The organism is Streptomyces sp. SID5464 (assembly GCF_009862985.1).
In the GTDB taxonomy this organism is placed as follows: Bacteria; Actinomycetota; Actinomycetes; order Streptomycetales; family Streptomycetaceae; genus Streptomyces; species Streptomyces chartreusis_D.
Genome location: NZ_WWIQ01000009.1, coordinates 147,757 through 166,406, shown reverse-complemented (window position 1 = coordinate 166,406; position 18,650 = coordinate 147,757). Strand labels below are relative to the sequence as shown.

General features: G+C 72.5%; 14 protein-coding genes. 2 read left to right on the top strand and 12 right to left on the bottom strand.

Translation table 11 applies throughout. The features are described from left to right. Positions 1–314: 314 nt before the first annotated feature. Positions 315–1,322, bottom strand: a complete 1,008-nt coding sequence (locus tag GTY47_RS09170) for a stage II sporulation protein M (RefSeq protein ID WP_010034699.1) — start codon at positions 1,320–1,322, stop codon at positions 315–317. 128 nt (positions 1,323–1,450) lie between these two features. Here GTY47_RS09170 and GTY47_RS09165 point away from each other — a divergent pair, with 128 nt between their 5' ends. After that, positions 1,451–2,398, top strand: a complete 948-nt coding sequence (locus GTY47_RS09165; RefSeq protein ID WP_010034698.1) for an RDD family protein — start codon at positions 1,451–1,453, stop codon at positions 2,396–2,398. A gap of 36 nt (positions 2,399–2,434) precedes the next feature. Here the strand turns inward: GTY47_RS09165 and GTY47_RS09160 are convergent, their stop codons facing one another. The 9 genes from GTY47_RS09160 to GTY47_RS09120 form a co-directional block, all read right to left on the bottom strand. Beyond that, positions 2,435–3,049 (bottom strand): hypothetical protein, encoded by a 615-nt coding sequence (locus GTY47_RS09160; RefSeq protein ID WP_010034697.1) that lies wholly within the window; start codon positions 3,047–3,049, stop codon positions 2,435–2,437. A gap of 133 nt (positions 3,050–3,182) precedes the next feature. Further along, complete coding sequence (gene ahcY / locus GTY47_RS09155) at positions 3,183–4,640, bottom strand: adenosylhomocysteinase (RefSeq protein ID WP_010034690.1); 1,458 nt, start codon at positions 4,638–4,640, stop codon at positions 3,183–3,185. Between the two features lie 362 nt (positions 4,641–5,002). Next, positions 5,003–5,983, bottom strand: a complete 981-nt coding sequence (locus GTY47_RS09150; protein ID WP_010034688.1) for a cation diffusion facilitator family transporter — start codon at positions 5,981–5,983, stop codon at positions 5,003–5,005. Positions 5,984–6,136: 153 nt separating this feature from the next. Further along, positions 6,137–7,288: a mannose-6-phosphate isomerase, class I gene (gene manA, locus GTY47_RS09145; protein ID WP_010034687.1), complete on the bottom strand. Its 1,152-nt coding sequence runs from the start codon at positions 7,286–7,288 to the stop codon at positions 6,137–6,139. A 53-nt stretch (positions 7,289–7,341) separates the two neighbouring features. Then, positions 7,342–8,469 (bottom strand): SIS domain-containing protein, encoded by a 1,128-nt coding sequence (locus tag GTY47_RS09140; protein WP_010034685.1) that lies wholly within the window; start codon positions 8,467–8,469, stop codon positions 7,342–7,344. Positions 8,470–8,587: 118 nt separating this feature from the next. After that, positions 8,588–8,758 (bottom strand): Trm112 family protein, encoded by a 171-nt coding sequence (locus GTY47_RS09135; protein WP_010034680.1) that lies wholly within the window; start codon positions 8,756–8,758, stop codon positions 8,588–8,590. Positions 8,759–8,909: 151 nt separating this feature from the next. Continuing rightward, entirely contained in the window at positions 8,910–10,274 is a 1,365-nt protein-coding gene (locus GTY47_RS09130) for a phosphomannomutase/phosphoglucomutase (protein ID WP_010034677.1), read from the bottom strand. A 103-nt stretch (positions 10,275–10,377) separates the two neighbouring features. Beyond that, positions 10,378–11,994, bottom strand: coding sequence for an L-lactate permease (locus tag GTY47_RS09125; RefSeq protein ID WP_010034674.1), 1,617 nt, complete (start codon positions 11,992–11,994; stop codon positions 10,378–10,380). A 117-nt stretch (positions 11,995–12,111) separates the two neighbouring features. Next, positions 12,112–12,534 (bottom strand): DUF3499 domain-containing protein, encoded by a 423-nt coding sequence (locus tag GTY47_RS09120; RefSeq protein WP_010034669.1) that lies wholly within the window; start codon positions 12,532–12,534, stop codon positions 12,112–12,114. A 294-nt stretch (positions 12,535–12,828) separates the two neighbouring features. Between GTY47_RS09120 and GTY47_RS09115 the strand changes: the two genes are divergently transcribed. After that, positions 12,829–13,284, top strand: coding sequence for a metallopeptidase family protein (locus GTY47_RS09115; RefSeq protein WP_078602744.1), 456 nt, complete (start codon positions 12,829–12,831; stop codon positions 13,282–13,284). A gap of 58 nt (positions 13,285–13,342) precedes the next feature. On the opposite strand, the gene GTY47_RS09110 is transcribed toward GTY47_RS09115, so the two are convergent. Next, complete coding sequence (locus tag GTY47_RS09110) at positions 13,343–14,869, bottom strand: DUF5719 family protein (RefSeq protein WP_010034665.1); 1,527 nt, start codon at positions 14,867–14,869, stop codon at positions 13,343–13,345. Continuing rightward, a complete protein-coding gene (locus tag GTY47_RS09105) occupies positions 14,866–18,576 on the bottom strand; it encodes a glycosyltransferase family 2 protein (protein ID WP_078602743.1) in 3,711 nt (1,236 codons plus the stop codon). Before GTY47_RS09105 ends, GTY47_RS09110 begins: the two co-directional genes overlap by 4 nt. Positions 18,577–18,650 lie beyond the last annotated feature (74 nt).

Below are 18,650 nucleotides of genomic sequence, written 5' to 3'. Positions count from 1 at the left end.
CGATCCGATTTCCTCGGTGCTTTCCAGGTTCCCGCTTCCGCGTTTCCCTTTCCGGCGGTTCCGACTTTATCAGAAGTTTCAGGCCGGATTGACCGGCCACTCGTTTCCGATTCATCGGGAGGGGCTTCATTGAAATCAGCGTTTCAAGAAGCAGACAGATGCTCACTGTCGCCGATCTGGAGGCTGAACCCCATGTCCAGGCAACTGTTCGAATCTACCTCCCCGCAAGGGCCGTGTCAACGGCTCCTGTGGGGCGAAGAGGAGACTAGCAGTTGAACGGAGGTAGTCGCACATCAGGCGGTCACGGGGGTCGTTCAGGCAGCTGTCGGGACGGTTGCGCTGCGTTCCGCTGCCTCGACGTCACCGGTGTCACCGGCGCGGGCGGCGCGGCCGCCCAGGACATAGACGTACGCGAAGAAGGCCAGTTCGGCGACGACTCCGATGGTGATGCGGGCCCAGGTGGGGAGGCCGGACGGGGTGACGAAGCCTTCGATGGCACCGGAGACGAAGAGGACCAGCGCCAGGCCGATGGCCATGCCGATGGCGGCGCGGCCCTCTTCCGCGAGAGCTGTGCGTCGCGTGCGGGGGCCTGGGTCGATGAGGGTCCAGCCGAGGCGCAGGCCGGTGCCGGCGGCCACGAAGACGGCGGTCAGTTCGAGCAGGCCGTGTGGGAGGACCAGCCCGAGGAACGTGTCGAGCCGGCCGGCCGAGGACATCAGGCCGAAGCCGATGCCCAGGTTGAGCATGTTCTGGAAGAGGATCCAGATGACCGGGAGCCCCAGGAAGACCCCCAGGATCAGGCACAGCGCTGCGGCCCAGGCGTTGTTCGTCCAGACCTGGGCGGCGAAGCTGGCGGCCGGGTGGCTGGAGTAGTACGTCTCGTACTGGCCGCCCGGGCGGGTGAGGTCGCGCAGTTCGCTGGGGGCCGCGATGGAGGCCTGTACCTCGGGGTGGGTGCCGATCCACCAGCCCAGGAGGGCCGCGACTGCCGTGGACAGCAGCGCGGTGGGTACCCACCAGTGGCGTGACGTGTAGACGGCGGCCGGGAAGCCGTGGGCGAGGAAGCGGGTGACGTCACGCCAGGAGGCACGTCGGGTGCCTGTCACGGCACTACGCGCGCGTGCCACGAGTTGGCTGAGCCTGCCGGTCAGCTGGGGGTCGGGGGCGCTGGACTGGATCAGGGAGAGGTGCGTGGCGGCGCGTTGGTAGAGGGCGACGAGTTCGTCGGCTTCGGCACCGCTGAGGCGGCGCTGGCGACGCAGCAGGGCTTCGAGGCGGTCCCACTCCGCTCGGTGGGCGGAGACGAAGACGTCGAGGTCCATCGGTCTGCCTGCTCCTCGGCTGTTCGTCGGCGGCTCGTCGTGGATCAGCTTGTCGTACTGCGGCGCGGTGCGCCCTCAGCTTGGCAGACTGGCCCTGTCGGGGGCAGGGCAGGGGAAGGACGGCGGGCGTGAGTGAGCTGGTGACGGGCGAGGCGGTGGCGCTGGAGCTGCGCCCCGCGAGGTTGCCCAGCAGGGCGCTGGCCGTGTTGCTGGATCTTGTGGCGGCCGTGGCCGTCTACGTCGCGGTGACCATCGCGCTCGTGGCTTCCACTGCCTCGCTGGACGAGGCGGCGCAGACGGCGCTGTCGATCGCGACGTTCGTTCTCGTGCTGGTGGGCGGGCCGATCGCGGTGGAGACCCTCAGTCATGGGCGCTCGCTCGGGAAGATGGCCTGCGGGCTGCGTGTGGTGCGCGACGACGGAGGGCCGATCCGATTCCGGCATGCGCTGGTGAGGGGCTTGATCGCGGTGGTCGAGATCCTCATGACGTTCGGTGTCGTGGCCTGTATCGCGTCTTTCGTGTCGGCGCGTGGGCGGCGCCTGGGGGACGTGTTCGCGGGGACCCTCGTCGTTCGGGAGCGGATTCCGGTCGCGCGCACCGGGTTCGTGCCGCCTCCCCCGCCCTGGCTTGCGGGGCGTTTCTCGGGGCTCGATCTTTCTGCGGTGCCCGATGGGTTGTGGCTCGCCGTCCGTCAGTATCTGACGCGTGTGCAGCAGTTGGACCCGCAGGTGGGGTGGTCCATGGCGGACCGGCTGGCGTCGGATCTCGCGGAACGTACGGGAGCGCCGGTGCCGCAGGGGGTTCCGCCGGCGGCGTATCTGGCGGCGGTCGTGCATGAACGGCAGGCGCGGGAGGCTCGACGGGCTTTCGGGAGCGGGTCGTCCTCGTCGGCCGCTCCGGCTGCTCCGGTAGCCGATGGAGCTCCAGGTGCCGGTGCGGCTCCGGTTGTGCCGCCTGGCGCGGTGTCCGAGCCGGCCCCAGGGGCTGTCGAGTCGTCCGGCGCAGCTCCGCCCGCGGAGTCGCATGAGGTGCCCATGGGCGACCGTCCCGGGACTGGGTTCGTGCCGCCGGCGTAGTGGAGCGTGGGGCTGCCCGCTCAGCAGGGCCTGGCCTCAGGTGAACACCGACGGCGGTGATTCGAGGTCTTCGAGCTCGATGCCGGGGGCCGCCAGCACCACGTCTCCGGCGATGTGCACGGCGTGCTGTTCGCCCGTGTCCAGGGCTGTGACCTGGTATTCGTCCACGGTCAGAGGGCCGCTGTCAGTGGCGTGTGCTTCTCTTTTCAGCAAGGTCCACGACTGGTCCACGGTGCGGGGGGCGAGGACCGGGTCCGTGAAGGCGACGAGGCGTACGCGGGTGCCGGCTGAGGAGGGGGTGAGGCGCAGGAGACGGGTGGTGGCGACGAGGAACGCCGGGGAGGTGCCGGTGAAGGCGTGGGCGCGCACATTGCCTTCTGTGGCGTCGGTTCCGGTGGGGTCGGTGCGGACCCAGGTGACGCCGTCGAGGGCGGCGCCGCGGACCTGCCAGGCGGCGGCGTGGAGTTGGAGGCGGATGGGGCGGCCGAGTTCGTCGAGGGTGAGGTCGACGGAGCCGTGGTGATCGCCCGAGGGGGTGGTCAGCTGGGAGACGTAGCGCCAGCCGGAGGGGCCGGGGGCGCACTGGAAGTGCTCTTCTGCGAGGGGGGTGTGATCGTGCGGATCGTGGAGCGAATAGCGGCCGCGGGGCATGGGGGTCCTGGATCTTGACGGGCGGGGCCGGTCGCCGGCCGGTCGAACGGGGCAGGCCCCCGGCACGGGCGTGCGGGGGCCTGCCTCGGAGATCCGACCGGTGGCTGTCTGACCGGCGGCGGTGCCGCTCGGCTCAGTAGCGGTAGTGGTCCGGCTTGTACGGGCCCTCGACCTGCACGCCGATGTACTCGGCCTGCTCGGGGCGGAGCGTGGTCAGCTTCACGCCGAGCGCGTCCAGGTGGAGGCGGGCGACCTTCTCGTCGAGGTGCTTGGGCAGCACGTAGACACCGGTCGGGTACTCGTCGGGCTTGGTGAACAGCTCGATCTGGGCCAGGGTCTGGTCCGCGAAGGAGTTGGACATCACGAACGACGGGTGGCCGGTGGCGTTGCCCAGGTTCAGCAGGCGGCCCTCGGAGAGGACGATGATCACCTTGCCGTCGGGGAAGGTCCAGGTGTGGACCTGCGGCTTGATCTCGTCCTTGACGATGCCGGGGATCTTGGCGAGGCCGGCCATGTCGATCTCGTTGTCGAAGTGGCCGATGTTGCCGACGATGGCCTGGTGCTTCATCTTGGCCATGTCCGAGGCCATGATGATGTCCTTGTTGCCGGTCGTGGTGATGAAGATGTCGGCCTTGTCGACGACCTCGTCGAGGGTCGTGACCTGGTAGCCGTCCATCGCGGCCTGGAGGGCGCAGATCGGGTCGATCTCGGTGACGATCACGCGGGCGCCCTGTCCGCGCAGGGACTCCGCGCAGCCCTTGCCCACGTCGCCGTAGCCGCAGACGACCGCGGTCTTGCCGCCGATGAGGACGTCCGTGGCGCGGTTGATGCCGTCGACGAGCGAGTGGCGGCAGCCGTACTTGTTGTCGAACTTCGACTTGGTGACGGCGTCGTTGACGTTGATCGCCGGGAACAGGAGGGTGCCGTCGCGCTGCATCTCGTACAGGCGGTGGACGCCGGTCGTGGTCTCCTCGGTCACGCCGCGGATCTCGGAGGCCAGCTGGGTCCACTTCTGCGAGCCGTCCGTGATGGTGCGGTGCAGGAGTTCGAGGATGACCCGGTGCTCGTCGGACTCGGCGGTGTCGACGTCCGGGACCTTGCCGTCCTTCTCGTACTCGACGCCCTTGTGGACGAGGAGGGTGGCGTCACCGCCGTCGTCGAGGATCATGTTCGGGCCGCCGGTGGGGCTGTCCGGCCAGGTCAGCGCCTGCTCCGTGCACCACCAGTACTCCTCCAGGGTCTCGCCCTTCCAGGCGAAGACCGGGACGCCCTGCGGGTTGTCGGGCGTGCCGTTCGGGCCGACGGCGATGGCCGCGGCGGCGTGGTCCTGGGTGGAGAAGATGTTGCAGGAGGCCCAGCGGACCCGCGCGCCGAGGGCGACCAGGGTCTCGATGAGCACGGCGGTCTGCACGGTCATGTGCAGGGAGCCGGTGACGCGGGCGCCCGCCAGGGGCTGTGCTTCGGCGTACTCCTTGCGGATCGCCATCAGGCCAGGCATCTCGTGCTCGGCGAGGGTGATCTCCTTGCGGCCGAACTCGGCCAGGGAGAGGTCGGCGACCTTGAAGTCCTGTCGGTTTTCGACAGTCGTCATTGCGAGCTGCTCCTCGGGGTTGGGTCGAGGTGGGTACGGCTGGTCTGCGCGGCGGCGGACACAGGGGTGCCCGAAAGAGGACACAGGCATGCCCGCGTGTGCGCAGCGCAGTCCGTCGGAGGCCCTCTCTCCCTCGGCCGGTCCGCGGTGGGACCGCCCGACCGCCATCAGCAGCGACGTCTGGCTCCGTCCCAAGCTACACCGGGGGCGCCTGCGATCCCCAGTCCGCAGGCAAACACATCAAGCCGATCCCGTGACGGGCGGGGTGGGACTGTCGGTGAGGTGCGGGGGTGGTGGAAGGCGGCGGGGCCCGCCGAGTGGTTCGGCGGGCCCCGTGGCCGGAGGAGTCGTGGGAGAGGGTGTCAGTGGTCGGCGGGGTGCGGGGTCGGGCCGCCGGGGCTTGCCTCGGGGTCGGGGCCCTTGGCGGCTTCGGCCTCGCTGTAGATGTCCGGCTCGAGGTAGATCACGCGGGCGATCGGAACGGCCTCGCGGATGCGGGACTCGGCGGCGTCGATGGCGGCGGCGATCTCGGTGGCAGTGTCGTCGTGCCGGACGGCGATCTTGGCGGCGACGAGGAGTTCCTCGGGGCCGAGGTGGAGCGTGCGCATGTGGATGATGCGGGTGACGGTGTCGCCGTCGACGACGGCGGCCTCGATCTTCCGGGTCTCCTCGGCGCCGGCGGACTCGCCGAGCAGCAGCGACTTGGTCTCGGCGGCGAGGACCAGGGCGATCAGGATGAGCAGTACGCCGATGCAGAGGGTGCCGATGCCGTCCCAGACGCTGTCACCGGTGAGCAGGGCGAGGCCGACGCCGCCGAGCGCGAGGATCAGGCCGACGAGGGCGCCGAGGTCCTCCAGGAGCACGACCGGGAGCTCGGGGGCCTTGGCGTGCCGGACGAACTCCTTCCAGGAGCGGCGGCCGCGCAGGGTGTTGGACTCCTTGATGGCCGTGCGGAAGGAGAAGCCCTCGGCGATGATCGCGAAGACGAGGACGCCGACCGGCCAGTACCAGTGCTCCAGTTCGTGCGGGTGCTTGATCTTCTCGTAGCCCTCGTAGAGGGCGAACATGCCACCGACCGAGAAGAGGACGATGGAGACGAGGAAGGCGTAGATGTAGCGCTCGCGACCGTAGCCGAAGGGGTGTTCCGGGGTGGCCTCGCGCTTCGCCTTCTTGCCGCCGACCAGGAGCAGTGCCTGGTTGCCGGAGTCGGCGAGCGAGTGGACGGACTCGGCGAGCATCGACGACGAGTTGCTGAAGATGAACGCCACGAACTTCGCTACCGCGATCGCGAGGTTCGCGGCCAGTGCCGCCACGATCGCCTTGGTGCCGCCTGACGCGCTCATGTGTTCGCGTTGTCCCTTCGTACGCCGTTCCAGGGCCCGGACGCTCGCCTGACTGAGCTGCCCGCGACTTTGCCCGTGCTTGACGGTGGGCCATTGTTGCAGCCCGCCGCGACAGCGGTGAGTCAGGTCACCAGCACGGGGCCGTCGAAACGGTCAGGCGACGACGGTGGCCCGGAAAAGCGTTCCCGTTCCGGACACTTCGGCCTTTTCTCCGGCCGGGACGAAGACGGACTCACCGGGGTTCAGGTCGTGCTCGCCGGCCCGGACGGCGCCGGCCGTGCAGAGCAGGATCTGCGGGGTCGGACGGGTGAGGTCGTGCGCGGCGCCCGCCTCGGGGAGGACGTAGCGGGACAGGCGGAACTCGTCGATGGGGGTCTCGTAGAGCTCCTCGCCGTCCGGGGCGGCCTCGGGGCGCAGGACGCCGGGGTCGCGGGGCTGGAAGCGGACGATGCGCAGGAGCTCGGGGACGTCGACGTGCTTGGGGGTCAGGCCGCAGCGCAGGACGTTGTCGGAGTTGGCCATGATCTCGACGCCGAGGCCGTTCAGGTAGGCGTGCGGGACGCCGGCGCCGAGGTAGAGGGCCTCGCCGGGCTGGAGCCGGACGTGGTTCAGCAGCATCGCGGCGATGACGCCGGGGTCGCCCGGGAAGTGGTGGGCGATGTCGGCGTAGGGGGCGTAGGCACCGCCGAGGCGGGTGCAGGCGGTGGCCGCCTCGGCGACCGTGCGGGACATCTCCTCGGAGTCGGCGGTGAGGATCGCCGTGAGGACCTCGCGCAGGGCGGCGTCCTCGGGGTGGGCGTGCAGCAGGTCGACGTACGGCTTGAGGGAGTCGATGCCGAGGTCGTCGAGCAGGCCGGCGGCGGCGAGCGGGGCGCGGAACCCGCACAGGCCCTCGAACTCGGTGAGGGCGCAGATCAGTTCGGGCTTGTGGTTGGCGTCCTTGTAGTTGCGGTGCGGGGCGTCCATGGGGATGCCGCGGCGCTCCTCGTCCGCGTAGCCCTCCTTGGCCTGGTCCAGGTCGGGGTGGACCTGAAGGGAGAGCGGGGCGCCGGCGGCGAGGATCTTGAGGAGGAAGGGCAGGCGGGGGCCGAACTTGGCGACCGCGGCCGGTCCGAGTTCCCTTTCCGGGTCGGCGTCGATGACCTCGACGAGCGTGCCCCGGCCGGTGCGGGAGGGTGCGCCCGGGTGGGCACCCATCCACATCTCCGCCTGCGGCTCGCCGGTGGGTTCGGTGCCGAGCAGGTGCGGGATGGCGGTGGGGGAACCCCAGGCGTAGGGGCGGATGGTGTTGTCGAGGCGGTCCATGGAGGTCTCTCAGCGTGTTCGGGCGCGGGCGCGTCAGGGTGTCCTGAGCATGATCAGGCCCTCGAAGCGAGCGCAAGGTAAACAGCGGCGAAATCCGTGATGGCGATCAGTTCCGCGAGGGTCTCCAGTTCGCCGCCCGCCTCCGGTTCCAGTTCGCTGATCGGTGTGTCGTGGCTGAGGGCCAGGTCGCGGGCGCTGGGGGCAGCGGTGAGGCCGCCGATGGGGCGGTCGCGGAGGAGCACCACGCGCGCGTGCAGGGCGGGTGGTTCCTCGACGCGGTCGCGGAAGAAGTCGTCGGGGTCGGCGCTGGCGGCCAGGGGGCCGGCGAGCAGGGCGCTGTGTGCGGCGAGGGCCTCGGGGAGCTCGGCGACGACCGCGGGGGTGCCGGACAGTTCGGCGAGCGCGGCGGCGAAACGGCGGCCTGCCGGGCCGGCCGAGGTGCCCTCGGTCCAGACGATCGGGAGGGCGTCGGCGAGTTCGGCGGCGAGTGTCTTGGCGGGGTTGCTGTAGGTGGCGATGGCGGGGCCGCAGCGTTCGGCGACGCGGTCGAGGCGGTCGGCGACCTTGCCGAGGGCGTCCGGCGGAGCGGCGAGCACGCCGGTGCGGTCCAGGAGCGCGAGCAGTGGGGTGAGCAGCGCCCACAGGACGCCGGGCGCCGAGGCGGCGAGGGGCTCGTCCTGGTCGTACGGGGCGGTCGCCATGGGGACGAACAGGCCGTGCGAGCCGTTCACCGCGTCGGCGAGCGGGGAGCGGCTGGGGGCCACGGCGACGACGTTGCAGCCGCGGCGGTAGGCCTGCTCGGCGAGGAGGGACAGGCCCGGTTCGCTGCCGTCCGGGGTGGTGATCAGGAGGAGGTCGACGGAGCCGACCCAGCCGGGCAGTTCCCAGCGCAGGGCGCCCGCGGCGGGGGCGACGCCGGTGGGGGCCAGCCGCGTGACCGGACTGCCGGCGCCGGCGAGGGTGCCGAGGAGGTCGGCGGCGTGCGTGGCGGCGGCGCCCGGGCCGGCGATGAGGACGGCGCGGGGGCGGCCGTCTGGTTTGAGGTCGTTGATGCCGGCCTCGGCGGAGTGGCGGGCGGCCGTGCGGACGCGGGCGCCGGCTTCTGCGGCGCCGCGGAGCAGCCCGCGGTGGTCGGCCTCGGAGAGGCCCTCCGGGGAGTCGAGCAGCGATTCGTCGAGCATGGGCGGCAGCCTCCGAGCGCCGAGGTCCGTTATGGGGTGTCCTGCGTCGTCCGTCGTCCTACGTCGGTGCCCGTTGTGCCGGGGCTCTGTGCACCGGGGGTTCAGGCGTGGGGGCCGCTCATGCGGGGCGGCGGGCCTCGTCGACGAGGAGGACGGGGATGCCGTCGCGGACGGGGTAGGCCAGGCCGCAGTTCTGGTCGGTGCAGAGCAGTTCGTCGTCCTGCTCCTTGAGGGGGGCGTGGCAGGCCGGGCAGGCGAGGATTTCGAGGAGGCCGGCTTCGAGGGGCATGAGGGTTTTCTCCGGGGTTGGGGGTGCTTGGGGTGTGCGGATGTGCCTGGTCAGGGTACCGCCGGTGGGGGTGGCAGGTCGGGGGTGCGGTGGATGGTTTCGCCCCCGCCGCCCCTGCCCCGAGCCTGCCTCGGCACACTCGGCGAGGCCGTCAGTCCCTGATGATCCGCAGCACCTCGTCCCGCACCCTCGCCATCGTCTCCGGGTCCCTCGCCTCCGCGTTCAGGCGGAGCAGTGGCTCCGTGTTGGAGGGGCGGACGTTGAACCACCAGTCGGTGGCGGAGACGGTCAGGCCGTCGAGGTCGTCGAGGGTGATGCCCTCACGGTTGTCGTACGCGGAGCGGATCGCGGCGAGGCGGGCCGTCTGGTCGGTGACGGTGGAGTTGATCTCGCCGGAGCCGGCGTAGCGGTCGTACTGGGCGACGAGGGCGGAGAGGGGGCCCGACTGGCCGCCGAGGGCCGCCAGGACGTGCAGGGCGGCCAGCATGCCCGTGTCGGCGTTCCAGAAGTCGCGGAAGTAGTAGTGCGCGGAGTGCTCGCCGCCGAAGATCGCGCCCGAACGCGCCATTTCCGCCTTGATGAAGGAGTGGCCGACGCGGGTGCGGACCGGGATGCCGCCGTTCTCCGCGACCACCTCGGGGACCGACCAGGACGTGATCAGGTTGTGGATGATCGTGCCCTTGCCGCCGTGCCTGGCCAGCTCGCGGGAGGCCACCAGGGCGGTGATCGCCGAAGGCGAGACCGGCTCGCCGCGCTCGTCGACGACGAAGCAGCGGTCGGCGTCGCCGTCGAAGGCGAGGCCGAGGTCGGCGCCCTCTTCGCGGACCCGCTCCTGGAGGTCGACGAGGTTGGCCGGGTCGAGGGGGTTGGCCTCGTGGTTGGGGAAGGTGCCGTCGAGTTCGAAGTACATCGGGACCAGCGTCAGGGGCAGGCCGGCGAAGACCTCGGGGACCGTGTGCCCGCCCATGCCGTTGCCCGCGTCGACGACGACCTTCAGGGGGCGGATGGCGGTCAGGTCGACCAGGGAGCGCAGGTGCGCCGCGTAGTCCGACAACGTGTCGCGGCCGGTGATGGTTCCCGGCGTCGCGGCGGGCTCGGGGGCGCCCGACTCGCTCCAGCGCTCGACCAGTTCGCGGATCTCGGCGAGGCCGGTGTCCTGGCCGACCGGGGCGGCGCCCGTGCGGCACATCTTGATGCCGTTGTACTGCGCCGGGTTGTGGGAGGCGGTGAACATGGCGCCCGGCAGGTTCAGCGCGCCCGAGGCGTAGTAGAGCTGGTCCGTCGAGCACAGGCCGATCTCGGTCACGTCGGCGCCCAGCGCCGCAGCCCCGCGCGCGAAGGCCCGCGACAGGCCCGGTGAGGACGGCCGCATGTCGTGCCCGGTCGCGATGGCGCTCGCGCCGGTGACCCGCACGAAGGCCGCTCCGAAGAGCTCGGCCAGGGACTCGTCCCACTGGTCGGGGACGACCCCGCGTACGTCGTACGCCTTGACGACCTGCGACAGATCAGCAGCCACGGCCAACCTTCCTGAAAAAGTACTGTCGGTCCGCACAAACTACCCTCGCCCGCTGACAGCGCGCTGTGCGGACGCCGAGTCGACGCCCGGGCGTCGTCTCAGGTCACGGCAGCATCCAGTCCAGGACGGGCGTGCTCTGGCCGACCACGATCAGGCACATCACCAGCAGCAGGCCCAGGCTCCAGGGCAGTACCTTGCGCAGCAAGTCGCCCTCGCGCCCCGCGAGTCCGACGGCCGCGCAGGCGATGGTGAGGTTCTGCGGGGAGATCATCTTGCCGAGGACGCCGCCGGAGCTGTTGGCCGCGGCCAGGAGATCGGGCGACAGCCCGGACTCCCGGGCGGCGGTCACCTGGAGGGCACCGAAGAGGGCATTGGCCGAGGTGTCCGATCCGGACACGGCGACTCCGAACCAGCCGAGGACGGGCGACAGGAAGGCGAGCCCGGCTCCGGCCGCCGCCACGAAGTGGCCGATGGTCGCCGCCTGCCCGGAGAGGTTCATGACATACGCGAGCGCCAGTACGGACGTCACCGTCAGGATCGCGAAGCGCAGCTCGTGGACGGTCGCGAGCCATTCCTTCACCGCCACGCGCGCGTGCACCCCGACGACGGCGGCCGTGCAGATCCCGGCGAGCAGCACGAGCGTGCCGCCGGTCGACACGATCGGCCAGGTGAAGACGTTGCCGCCGACCGGTCCGCCGTCGGGGCCGAGCACGTTCAGGAAGGGCCAGTCGTAGGTCTGGGTGGCCTTGTCCAGCCAGACCTTGACGGCCGGGACCTGGGCGACGGAGAAGATCAGGACGATCAGCGCGTAGGGGGCGTACGCGCGCAGGACCTCGCGGGGCGGGTCCTCCTCGTCCAGCTCCTCGCTGCGCACACCGGTCAGCACGGAGGCGCGTACGGACTCGGCGGCGGGCACGCGCGCGTGCGGTACGGCGACCAGGGCACCCGCGCCCGCCAGGGCGGCGCCGATGTCGGCGAGTTGGGCGGAGACGTAGTTGGAGGCGGCGAACTGGGCGACGGCGAAGGCGACTCCGCAGGCGAGGGCGGGCACCCAGGTCTCGCGCAGCCCGCGTCGGCCGTCCACGAGCCAGACCAGCACGAGGGGCACCACGAGGGCCAGCAACGGCGTCTGACGGCCCACCACGGAGGCCACGGAGTCCAGCGGCAGCCCGGTGACCTGGGCGAGGGTGACGACCGGGGTGCCCATCGCGCCGAAGGCCACGGGCGCGGTGTTGGCGACCAGGGCGACGACGGCGGCGCGCACCGGTTCGAACCCGAGGGCGACCAGCATGACCGCGCTGATCGCGACGGGTGCCCCGAAGCCGGCGAGCGCCTCCAGCAGCGCCCCGAAGCAGAAGGCGATGACGAGCGCCTGGATGCGGGGGTCGTCGGAGAGCCGCCCGAAGGACCGGCGCAGGATGTCGAAGTGCCGGGTGCGGACGGTCATCCGGTACACCCACAGGGCGTTGACGACGATCCACAGGATGGGGAAGAGGCCGAAGACGGCACCCTGGGCGGCGCTGGAGACCGTCTGCCCCAGGGGCATGCCGTAGGCGAGCCGGGCGACGAGAACGGCGGCGAGGAGGCCGGCCAGGCCCGCCAGGTGCGCTTTCACGCGGACGCCGCCGAGCAGGGCCAGGACGATCACGAGGGGCAGGGCCGCCACCAGGGCGGACAGGCCCAGTGAGCCGGCGACGGGTTCCAGTTCCTGGACGTACACGGGCGCCTCCCCGGCTTCCGTCATGCGAAAGCGATTTCTCGCGGCCTCAAAACGGAATGGTCATGTCCGCGCCAAGCCGCGTCAATGGGTGCGCGTGGGAAGGAACCGGGAATGCGGTCAGTTGTCGGGCGACCGGAGGACGCGCAGGTGCCCTCGCCGGGCGACCTCCATCGGGTCGGCCGCGCGCCCGCCGCCGCCGGCCCCGGCCGCCCGCTCCTGGGGACGGGCCGCCTCTCGCACGGCGTTCGCGAGCGCTTCCAGGTCGTCGCCGCTGGGACGCGCCGGGGCCGAACCGTCGAGGAGCCGGACGACCTCCCAGCCGCGCGGGGCGGTGAGGCGCTCGGAGTGCTCGGCGCACAGGTCGTAGCAGTGGGGTTCGGCGTAGGTGGCGAGCGGGCCGAGGACCGCGGTCGAGTCGGCGTAGACGTACGTCAGCGTCGCGACGGCGGGACGGCCGCAGGCGGTGCGCGAACAGCGACGTACAGGGCTCACGACGTTGGACGGTACCGCACTCTTGAGCGGGCCGCGACGACTCTCCACCAGGTCACTCCCCCGTGTCGTGCTGTGAGACGCCCCACACCCCCCTTCCGGCCCACCTCGCTGACCTGCCCGGACAGCACCGTCCGAGGCGTCGAACAGCACTCGAAGCGGTCAAGAGTCGTCACAAAACCCTCAATTGCCGTGAGGTTGCCGGTCTCGGCGGGATACGGAATCGAGCCCAACCTTGGCTGGAATGGTCATGTAACGACATGCCGTATCGGTCGGCCGGAAGCCGTCCGTACCGCCGTGCGGTGCCGGGCGCGGGAGCGCGGCGGGGACTACCCTTCAGCAGTGATGGACAAGCCCGTAACGCCCCGAGCCGCCGCCCCCGGGCCCCGCCGCCGTGATCGCCACGGGCGGGGCATGCGCGGCCCGATCGCACCGCCGCAGGTACCGCTCGCCGCCAGCCGTGCGGAGGCGTTCGCGGATCTGGTGCAGGACTCCGTGGAGCGCCTGGAGCGGCGCTGGCCGCAGCTCGCCGACATCGACTTCCTGGTGCTGGAGGTGCCGCGGCTCGACGGGGCCGGCCAGGCCTGGAACGACGAGGCGGTTCCGCTGGGCGGCACGATCAGCGCCCGCGAGGGCCGTCCCGCGCGCGTGGTGGTCTACCGGCGGCCGGTCGAGATCCGCACAAAGGGCCGCGACGAGCGGGCGGCGCTGGTGCACGAGGTCGTCGTCGAGCAGGTCGCCGAGCTGCTGGGGCTGACGCCGGAGACGGTGGATCCGCGGTACGGCGAGGACCAGGGCTGAGACGGCGGCCGACCGGACAGCGGCGGGCCCTCGCGGACACCACCGCCCTGATCGTGGCCTACTTCTGCAACACCGACAGGTCCTCGTCCGCCTCCGGCACCGCCACCGTCCCCCGGTCGTCCGGGAGCGTCTGCACGGTGAAGCCGGGAACGCCGCCCTCCGTCGCCGCCAGGGTGCGGGCGCCGTAGACCGGGCCGCCGGACTTCGGCTCGACCGTGAGCGCGTAGGTGCCCTTCAGGCCGCTGGGGACCGGGGGCTGGATGTCCTGGGTCGTGCCGGCCTTGATCGTGTACGTCTTCGACACCGGCGTGCCGCCCTCGCTGCCCGCCGAGGCGGTGACCTCGACCGTGGCGGAGCGGCCGGGAGCGGTCAGGGAGAGCGTGCTGCCCTTGGCGCTGTTGTCCGCGGACGTCGCGCGCGTGCCGACGGGGCGGGTGGCGGGGATGAACGCCGTCTCCTGCTTGTCACCCTTGCCGCGTACGACCCGCAGGGCCGCCACGACCGGCACGGACCGGTCCGTCGGCGTCAGCACCAGGGAGCCCGCCTCGCCGCGCGTCACGTCGCCCAGGTCGACGGCGGTGGTCATGCCGCCCTTGACGTGCACCGTCTCGTGTCCGGCCGGGGTGATCAGCCCGGAGGGGGAGGCGAGGCGCACCTTGAGGTCCGCGTCGGCGTCGCCGGGGGTGAAGGCGATCAGGCGCGCGGAGGTGGCGTCCTTCGGGATGCCGGGCAGGACCAGGCTGCCCGACGGGTCCGTGGACGCGGCCAGCCAGTCGCCGCCGAGCTTGTCGTCCAGGGCCTGCACGGCGGCGCCGACCCGCCCGCTGCGGACGTTGACGTGCACGGTGAGGTCGGCCTGCTGCTCGTCGGTGAGGGTGGACAGCAGCACCGGGTCGCTGGAGTGCGGCTGGACCGTGATGCCCTCCCCCACGGTGGACTGGAGCGCGCCGTCCTTGCCGTACAGCTCGATGTCGACCACGGCGGCCGAGTCGTCGGGGTTCGTCAGATGGACGTAGTCGGTGCGGTCGGCCGCGGTGCTGGCGCCGGGGAACCAGAAACTCGTGTCCGGGGCCGTGCAGTTGACGCCCTGGAGGCCGCGCCCGGTCCCCGCGGCGACCTCCGTCGTCTCCTGGACCGTCCAGCCGGGCGCGAACCTGCCGTCCGCGGTCCCCACCAGCGCGGGCGATTCGGCACCCGAGGTGTCCCCGGTGACCGGCTTGCCGGGCTCCTTGGGGGTCAGCACGGGCTTCTCGGTCTTGCGCTCGCCGGACTTCCCGTCGCCCTTGCCCTTGCCGCCGCCCGCGTTCGAGCCGTCCTTCGACTCCTGGGGGGCCACCCGGAGGTCGGCCTTGCCGCCGCTCCCGGTGCCCTTCGTGACGGGCGTGAAGGAGGTGTACGACGTCTCCGCGATGTCGGACAGGCTGGGCGCGGGGCACAGCAGGCTCGTGCGCTCCACGGGCAGTTGGGCGGCCGCCTTGGCGGTGGTGTCCGCGCCCGGGGTGGCCGGGGCGGACAGCACGGCGAAGCCGGTGACGGCGGCGAGCGCGGTCGCGCCGGCGATCAGGGACAGGGTGGTGCGGTTCACTGCTGGCTCCCGTCGGGACGCTCACTGCCCGTGCCGTGGGGGTGGTGCTGCTGCGCCGGGTCGTACGGCGTGCCGTAGCCCTGGGGGTAGGCCTGGTCGTAGCCCGTCTGGTCGTATCCCGCCTGGTCGTACGGCGGCGTCTGGGGCGGGCCGCCGTACGCGTACGGGTCGTACTGGCCGCCCTGGTAGGGATCCGCCTGGTACTGCTGTCCGTACGCGTCCGCCGGGTACTGGGCGCCCTGGTACTGGTCGCCGTAATTGGCGTACTCGCCGCTCTGGTAGCCGGCGTTGTCCCTCCCCCAGGCGCGAACGTCCTCACCCGGGGGGACCCCCATCCCGTAGTTCTGCTGCTGGGGCACGGGTGCCGGGGGCTGCTCGGGCTGCGGTGGCGGGAACTCCTCGGGCTGCGGCGCCCCTTCGGCCTCGGCTTCCGCCTGGGCCCGCAGGCGGCGGGCCCGGCGGCCCTCGCCCGCGACCGCCTGGGCCGGGACGGCCGGCTCCTCGGGCAGGTCGTCGTCGATGTCGCGCCGCCGGCCGGGCAGGGCCAGCACGACGAGGACGACGGCGAGGAGGCCCTGCGCCCACAGCCACGCGGTGTGGCCGATGGGGTCGTCGTAGGTGACGTCCAGCTTGCCGCCGGTGGCGGGGAGTTCGAAGCCCTGGGCCCAGCCGTCGACCGTGGTGCGGGTCAGCGGCTTGCCGTCGAGCGTGGCGGTCCAGCCGTCGGAGGCGGTGTCGGCCAGGCGCAGCACGCGTCCGTCGGGGCCGGTCGGGATCGTGGTGTGGATGTCGACGGGCCCGGCGGCGACGGTCTGCGGCGTGCCGGTCCCGGAGCCGGGGACGATGGTGGCGCGCGCGACCTCCTGGTCGATCTGCCACAGCGCGCCGCCGTCCTGCTGGCTGAGCCGGGTCAGGCCGGGCGTGGCGTCCAGGACACGGGTGACATCGCGGGGAGCGCCCTGGTGGACGAGGACGTAGCGCACGGCGAAGCCGCCGAGCTGGTCGGCCTGGTCGGCGCCGGAGCCGGCGACGAGGTTGGCGACGACCTTGTCGAGCCTGCTGTTCTCGCCGTCGGCCGCGGCGATCTCGCCGTCGCCGAGGCGGGCACCGGAGCCGCGGACCAGCATGTATCCGACGTGGGAGCCGGAGTCGCTGTCGAGGACGAGGGTGCGGGCCTGGTCGCTGCTGCCGCTCTCCTCGGCGACGAACGCGGGGACCTGCGTCGGGTCGCGCCGCTCCAGAGGGCCGTCCGCGCCGCGGATCATCCAGCCCGCGGCGACGAGCAGCGGGCCCGCGGCCGAGGCGAAGGCGATCAGCACGGCGACCGGCTGGCGCCAGCCGAAGCTCTGCTCGGCCACGCGCGAGCGGGCCCCGTCGGCGCCGAGCGCGGCGGCCGCCAGGAGGGCGATGCCGTAGACGAGGGTCGCCGGGCCGGCCCAGGTGGAGCTGTTGGACAGGACCGCGAAGACGAAGCCGGTCAGGGCGGCCGTCCAGGCCGTGCAGATGCCCAGCCGGCGTTCGGAACGGAGCAGGGCGGCGAGCGCGGCCAGCACGATGCCGATCAGCATGAGGCCGCTGACGGTTCCCGGGCCGCCCGGGCTGGCGCCGAGCAGGTCGAGGGCGGAGGCGGCCGAGGGGCCGTACGCCAGGCCGGCCTCCTGGAAGAAGCCGAACGGCAGCAGCGACAGCGACCAGGGCGCGAGGACCAGCAGGGGCGTGCCGAGCTGGGCGAGGAACCGCAGCCCGTACGCCGTGATGTCGGTCCGGCGCAGGACCAGCAGCCCGGCGCCGAGGAGCAGCGCGATGGGCCACACGATCGGGGTGAACGCGGTGGTGATGGTCAGCAGCAGCGCGTAGGCCCAGGTGGCGCGCCAACTGCCGCGCGCCCCCGAGGGGTTCGCCAGGCCGCTGGCGGCGATGCCCGCGCGGGCGATGAGCGGCAGCAGCACGGCCAGGACGGCCGTGCCGATCCGGCCGCCGGCGAGGGCGCCGGTGGCGGCGGGCAGGAAGGCGTAGACGACGGCCGCCCACGCGCGCAGCAGCCGGGACTCGACCAGCGGGCGGGAGGCGAAGTAGGCGGTGACACCGGCGAGCGGCACCGAGCAGACGAGCAGCAGCGTGACGGCGAGGCCGGTGGAGCCGAACAGCAGGGACGCCAGCATCGCCACGAGCGCGAGGTACGGCGGCGCGGAGGAGGTGCCGCCGGCGGCGACCGGGTGCCAGGCGTCCAGGTAGCGCGCCCACAGGTCGGAGGAGTCGGCCGGGGCGGGCAGCAGGGCGCCGCCCGCGAGCGCGCCACCGCCGAGGAGTTCGCGGCAGGCGGCCAGGGAGACGAGCAGCAGCACCAGGAAGAGCACCGGGCCGGGCTTGCGCGCGATGCGCTTGAGCCGGGCGAACTGCTCGATCTCCAGGAAGTCGGCGTCGTCGCCGCCGGGGCCCGACTCGACGGCACCGCCGTGCCGTCCGGCGCCGGAGGCGACCTCGGGGTCGGAGCGGCCCACGAGGTTGCTCGCGAGCTGCTCGACGGTCATGCGGACGGTCGCGCCGGGCGGCGGGAACAGCGGCCGCAGCTCGTCCTTGTCGATCCGGGGGGCGCCTCTGCCGCGCCGTCCGGCGAGGATCCGCTCGGGCCTGAGCAGCGTGCCCAGGAGACCGCGGATCTCGTCGACGGCCTGTCCGGGGACCTTGCCGACGAGGTAGGCGACGGTCCGCAGCACCGTGCCGAGCACGATCCGCAGCAGCACCCAGGGCAGCACGGCCGTACGCGCGTTGACGAGCAGGGTGTAGACGGCTCCGGCCTTGTCGACCTTGTGCGGGGAGGCGGCCGTGCGGCCCACACAGTCGACCGTGCGGCGCTCGCGGGAGGCCGCCTCGGCGTGCCGGACGACCGCCTCGGGGGCGACCAGGACGCGGTAGCCCGCCGCGTGCGCGCGCCAGCACAGGTCGACGTCGTCGCGCATGAGGGGCAGGTGGCGGTCGAAGCCGCCGAGCTGTTCGAAGACGTCGCGGCGGATCAGCATGCCGGCGGTGGACACCGACAGCACGGGCCGGACGTGGTCGTGCTGGCCCTGGTCCTGCTCGCGGCGGTCCAGGCCGGTCCAGCGGCGGCCGGAGTTGGCGATGCTGACGCCGACCTCCAGCAGTTGCCGCCGGTCGTACCAGCCGCGGAGCTTGGGGCCGACGACGGCCACGTCCTCGCGGCCCAGCTCGTACTCGTTGTCCACGACGCGCAGCAGCTGGGCCAGGGCGTCGGGCTCCGGGGCGCAGTCGTCGTGCAGCAGCCACAGCCACTGGACCGGCTCTCCGTGCGGGAGCTCGGGCATGTCGTAGGCGTCGTCGCGCCAGGAGCGGGTGACCGGGTCCCAGCCGCTCGGCCGCTTCAGGTACGGGAGCTGCTCCGGGGTGAGGACCGGGGCGGTGCGGCCGCACTCCTCGACGGCCTGGCCGAAGCCGGTGCGGCGGGCGAGGTGCAGCACGCGGTCTGCGCCGAGGGCGTCGGTGACCAGCTGGGCGGAGTCGTCCGCGCTGCCGGTGTCGGCGCCCATCGCGTACTGGACGGGTCGCTCCTGGCCGAGCAGCCCGGCGAGCGCGTCGGGCAGCCAGCGGGCGCCGTCGTGGGAGACGAGGACCGCGGTCACCACATGACGCGGGAACTCAGGTGTGGCAGCGCTGTCGTGATGAGCTGCCGGGTGGCTGTGCACGGACATCGAGGTACGGGCCCCGGTTCGGTGGACTGCGGTGGACGCCTGCGACCGGTGGGGGCAGCGGGGCGTCTCGGACG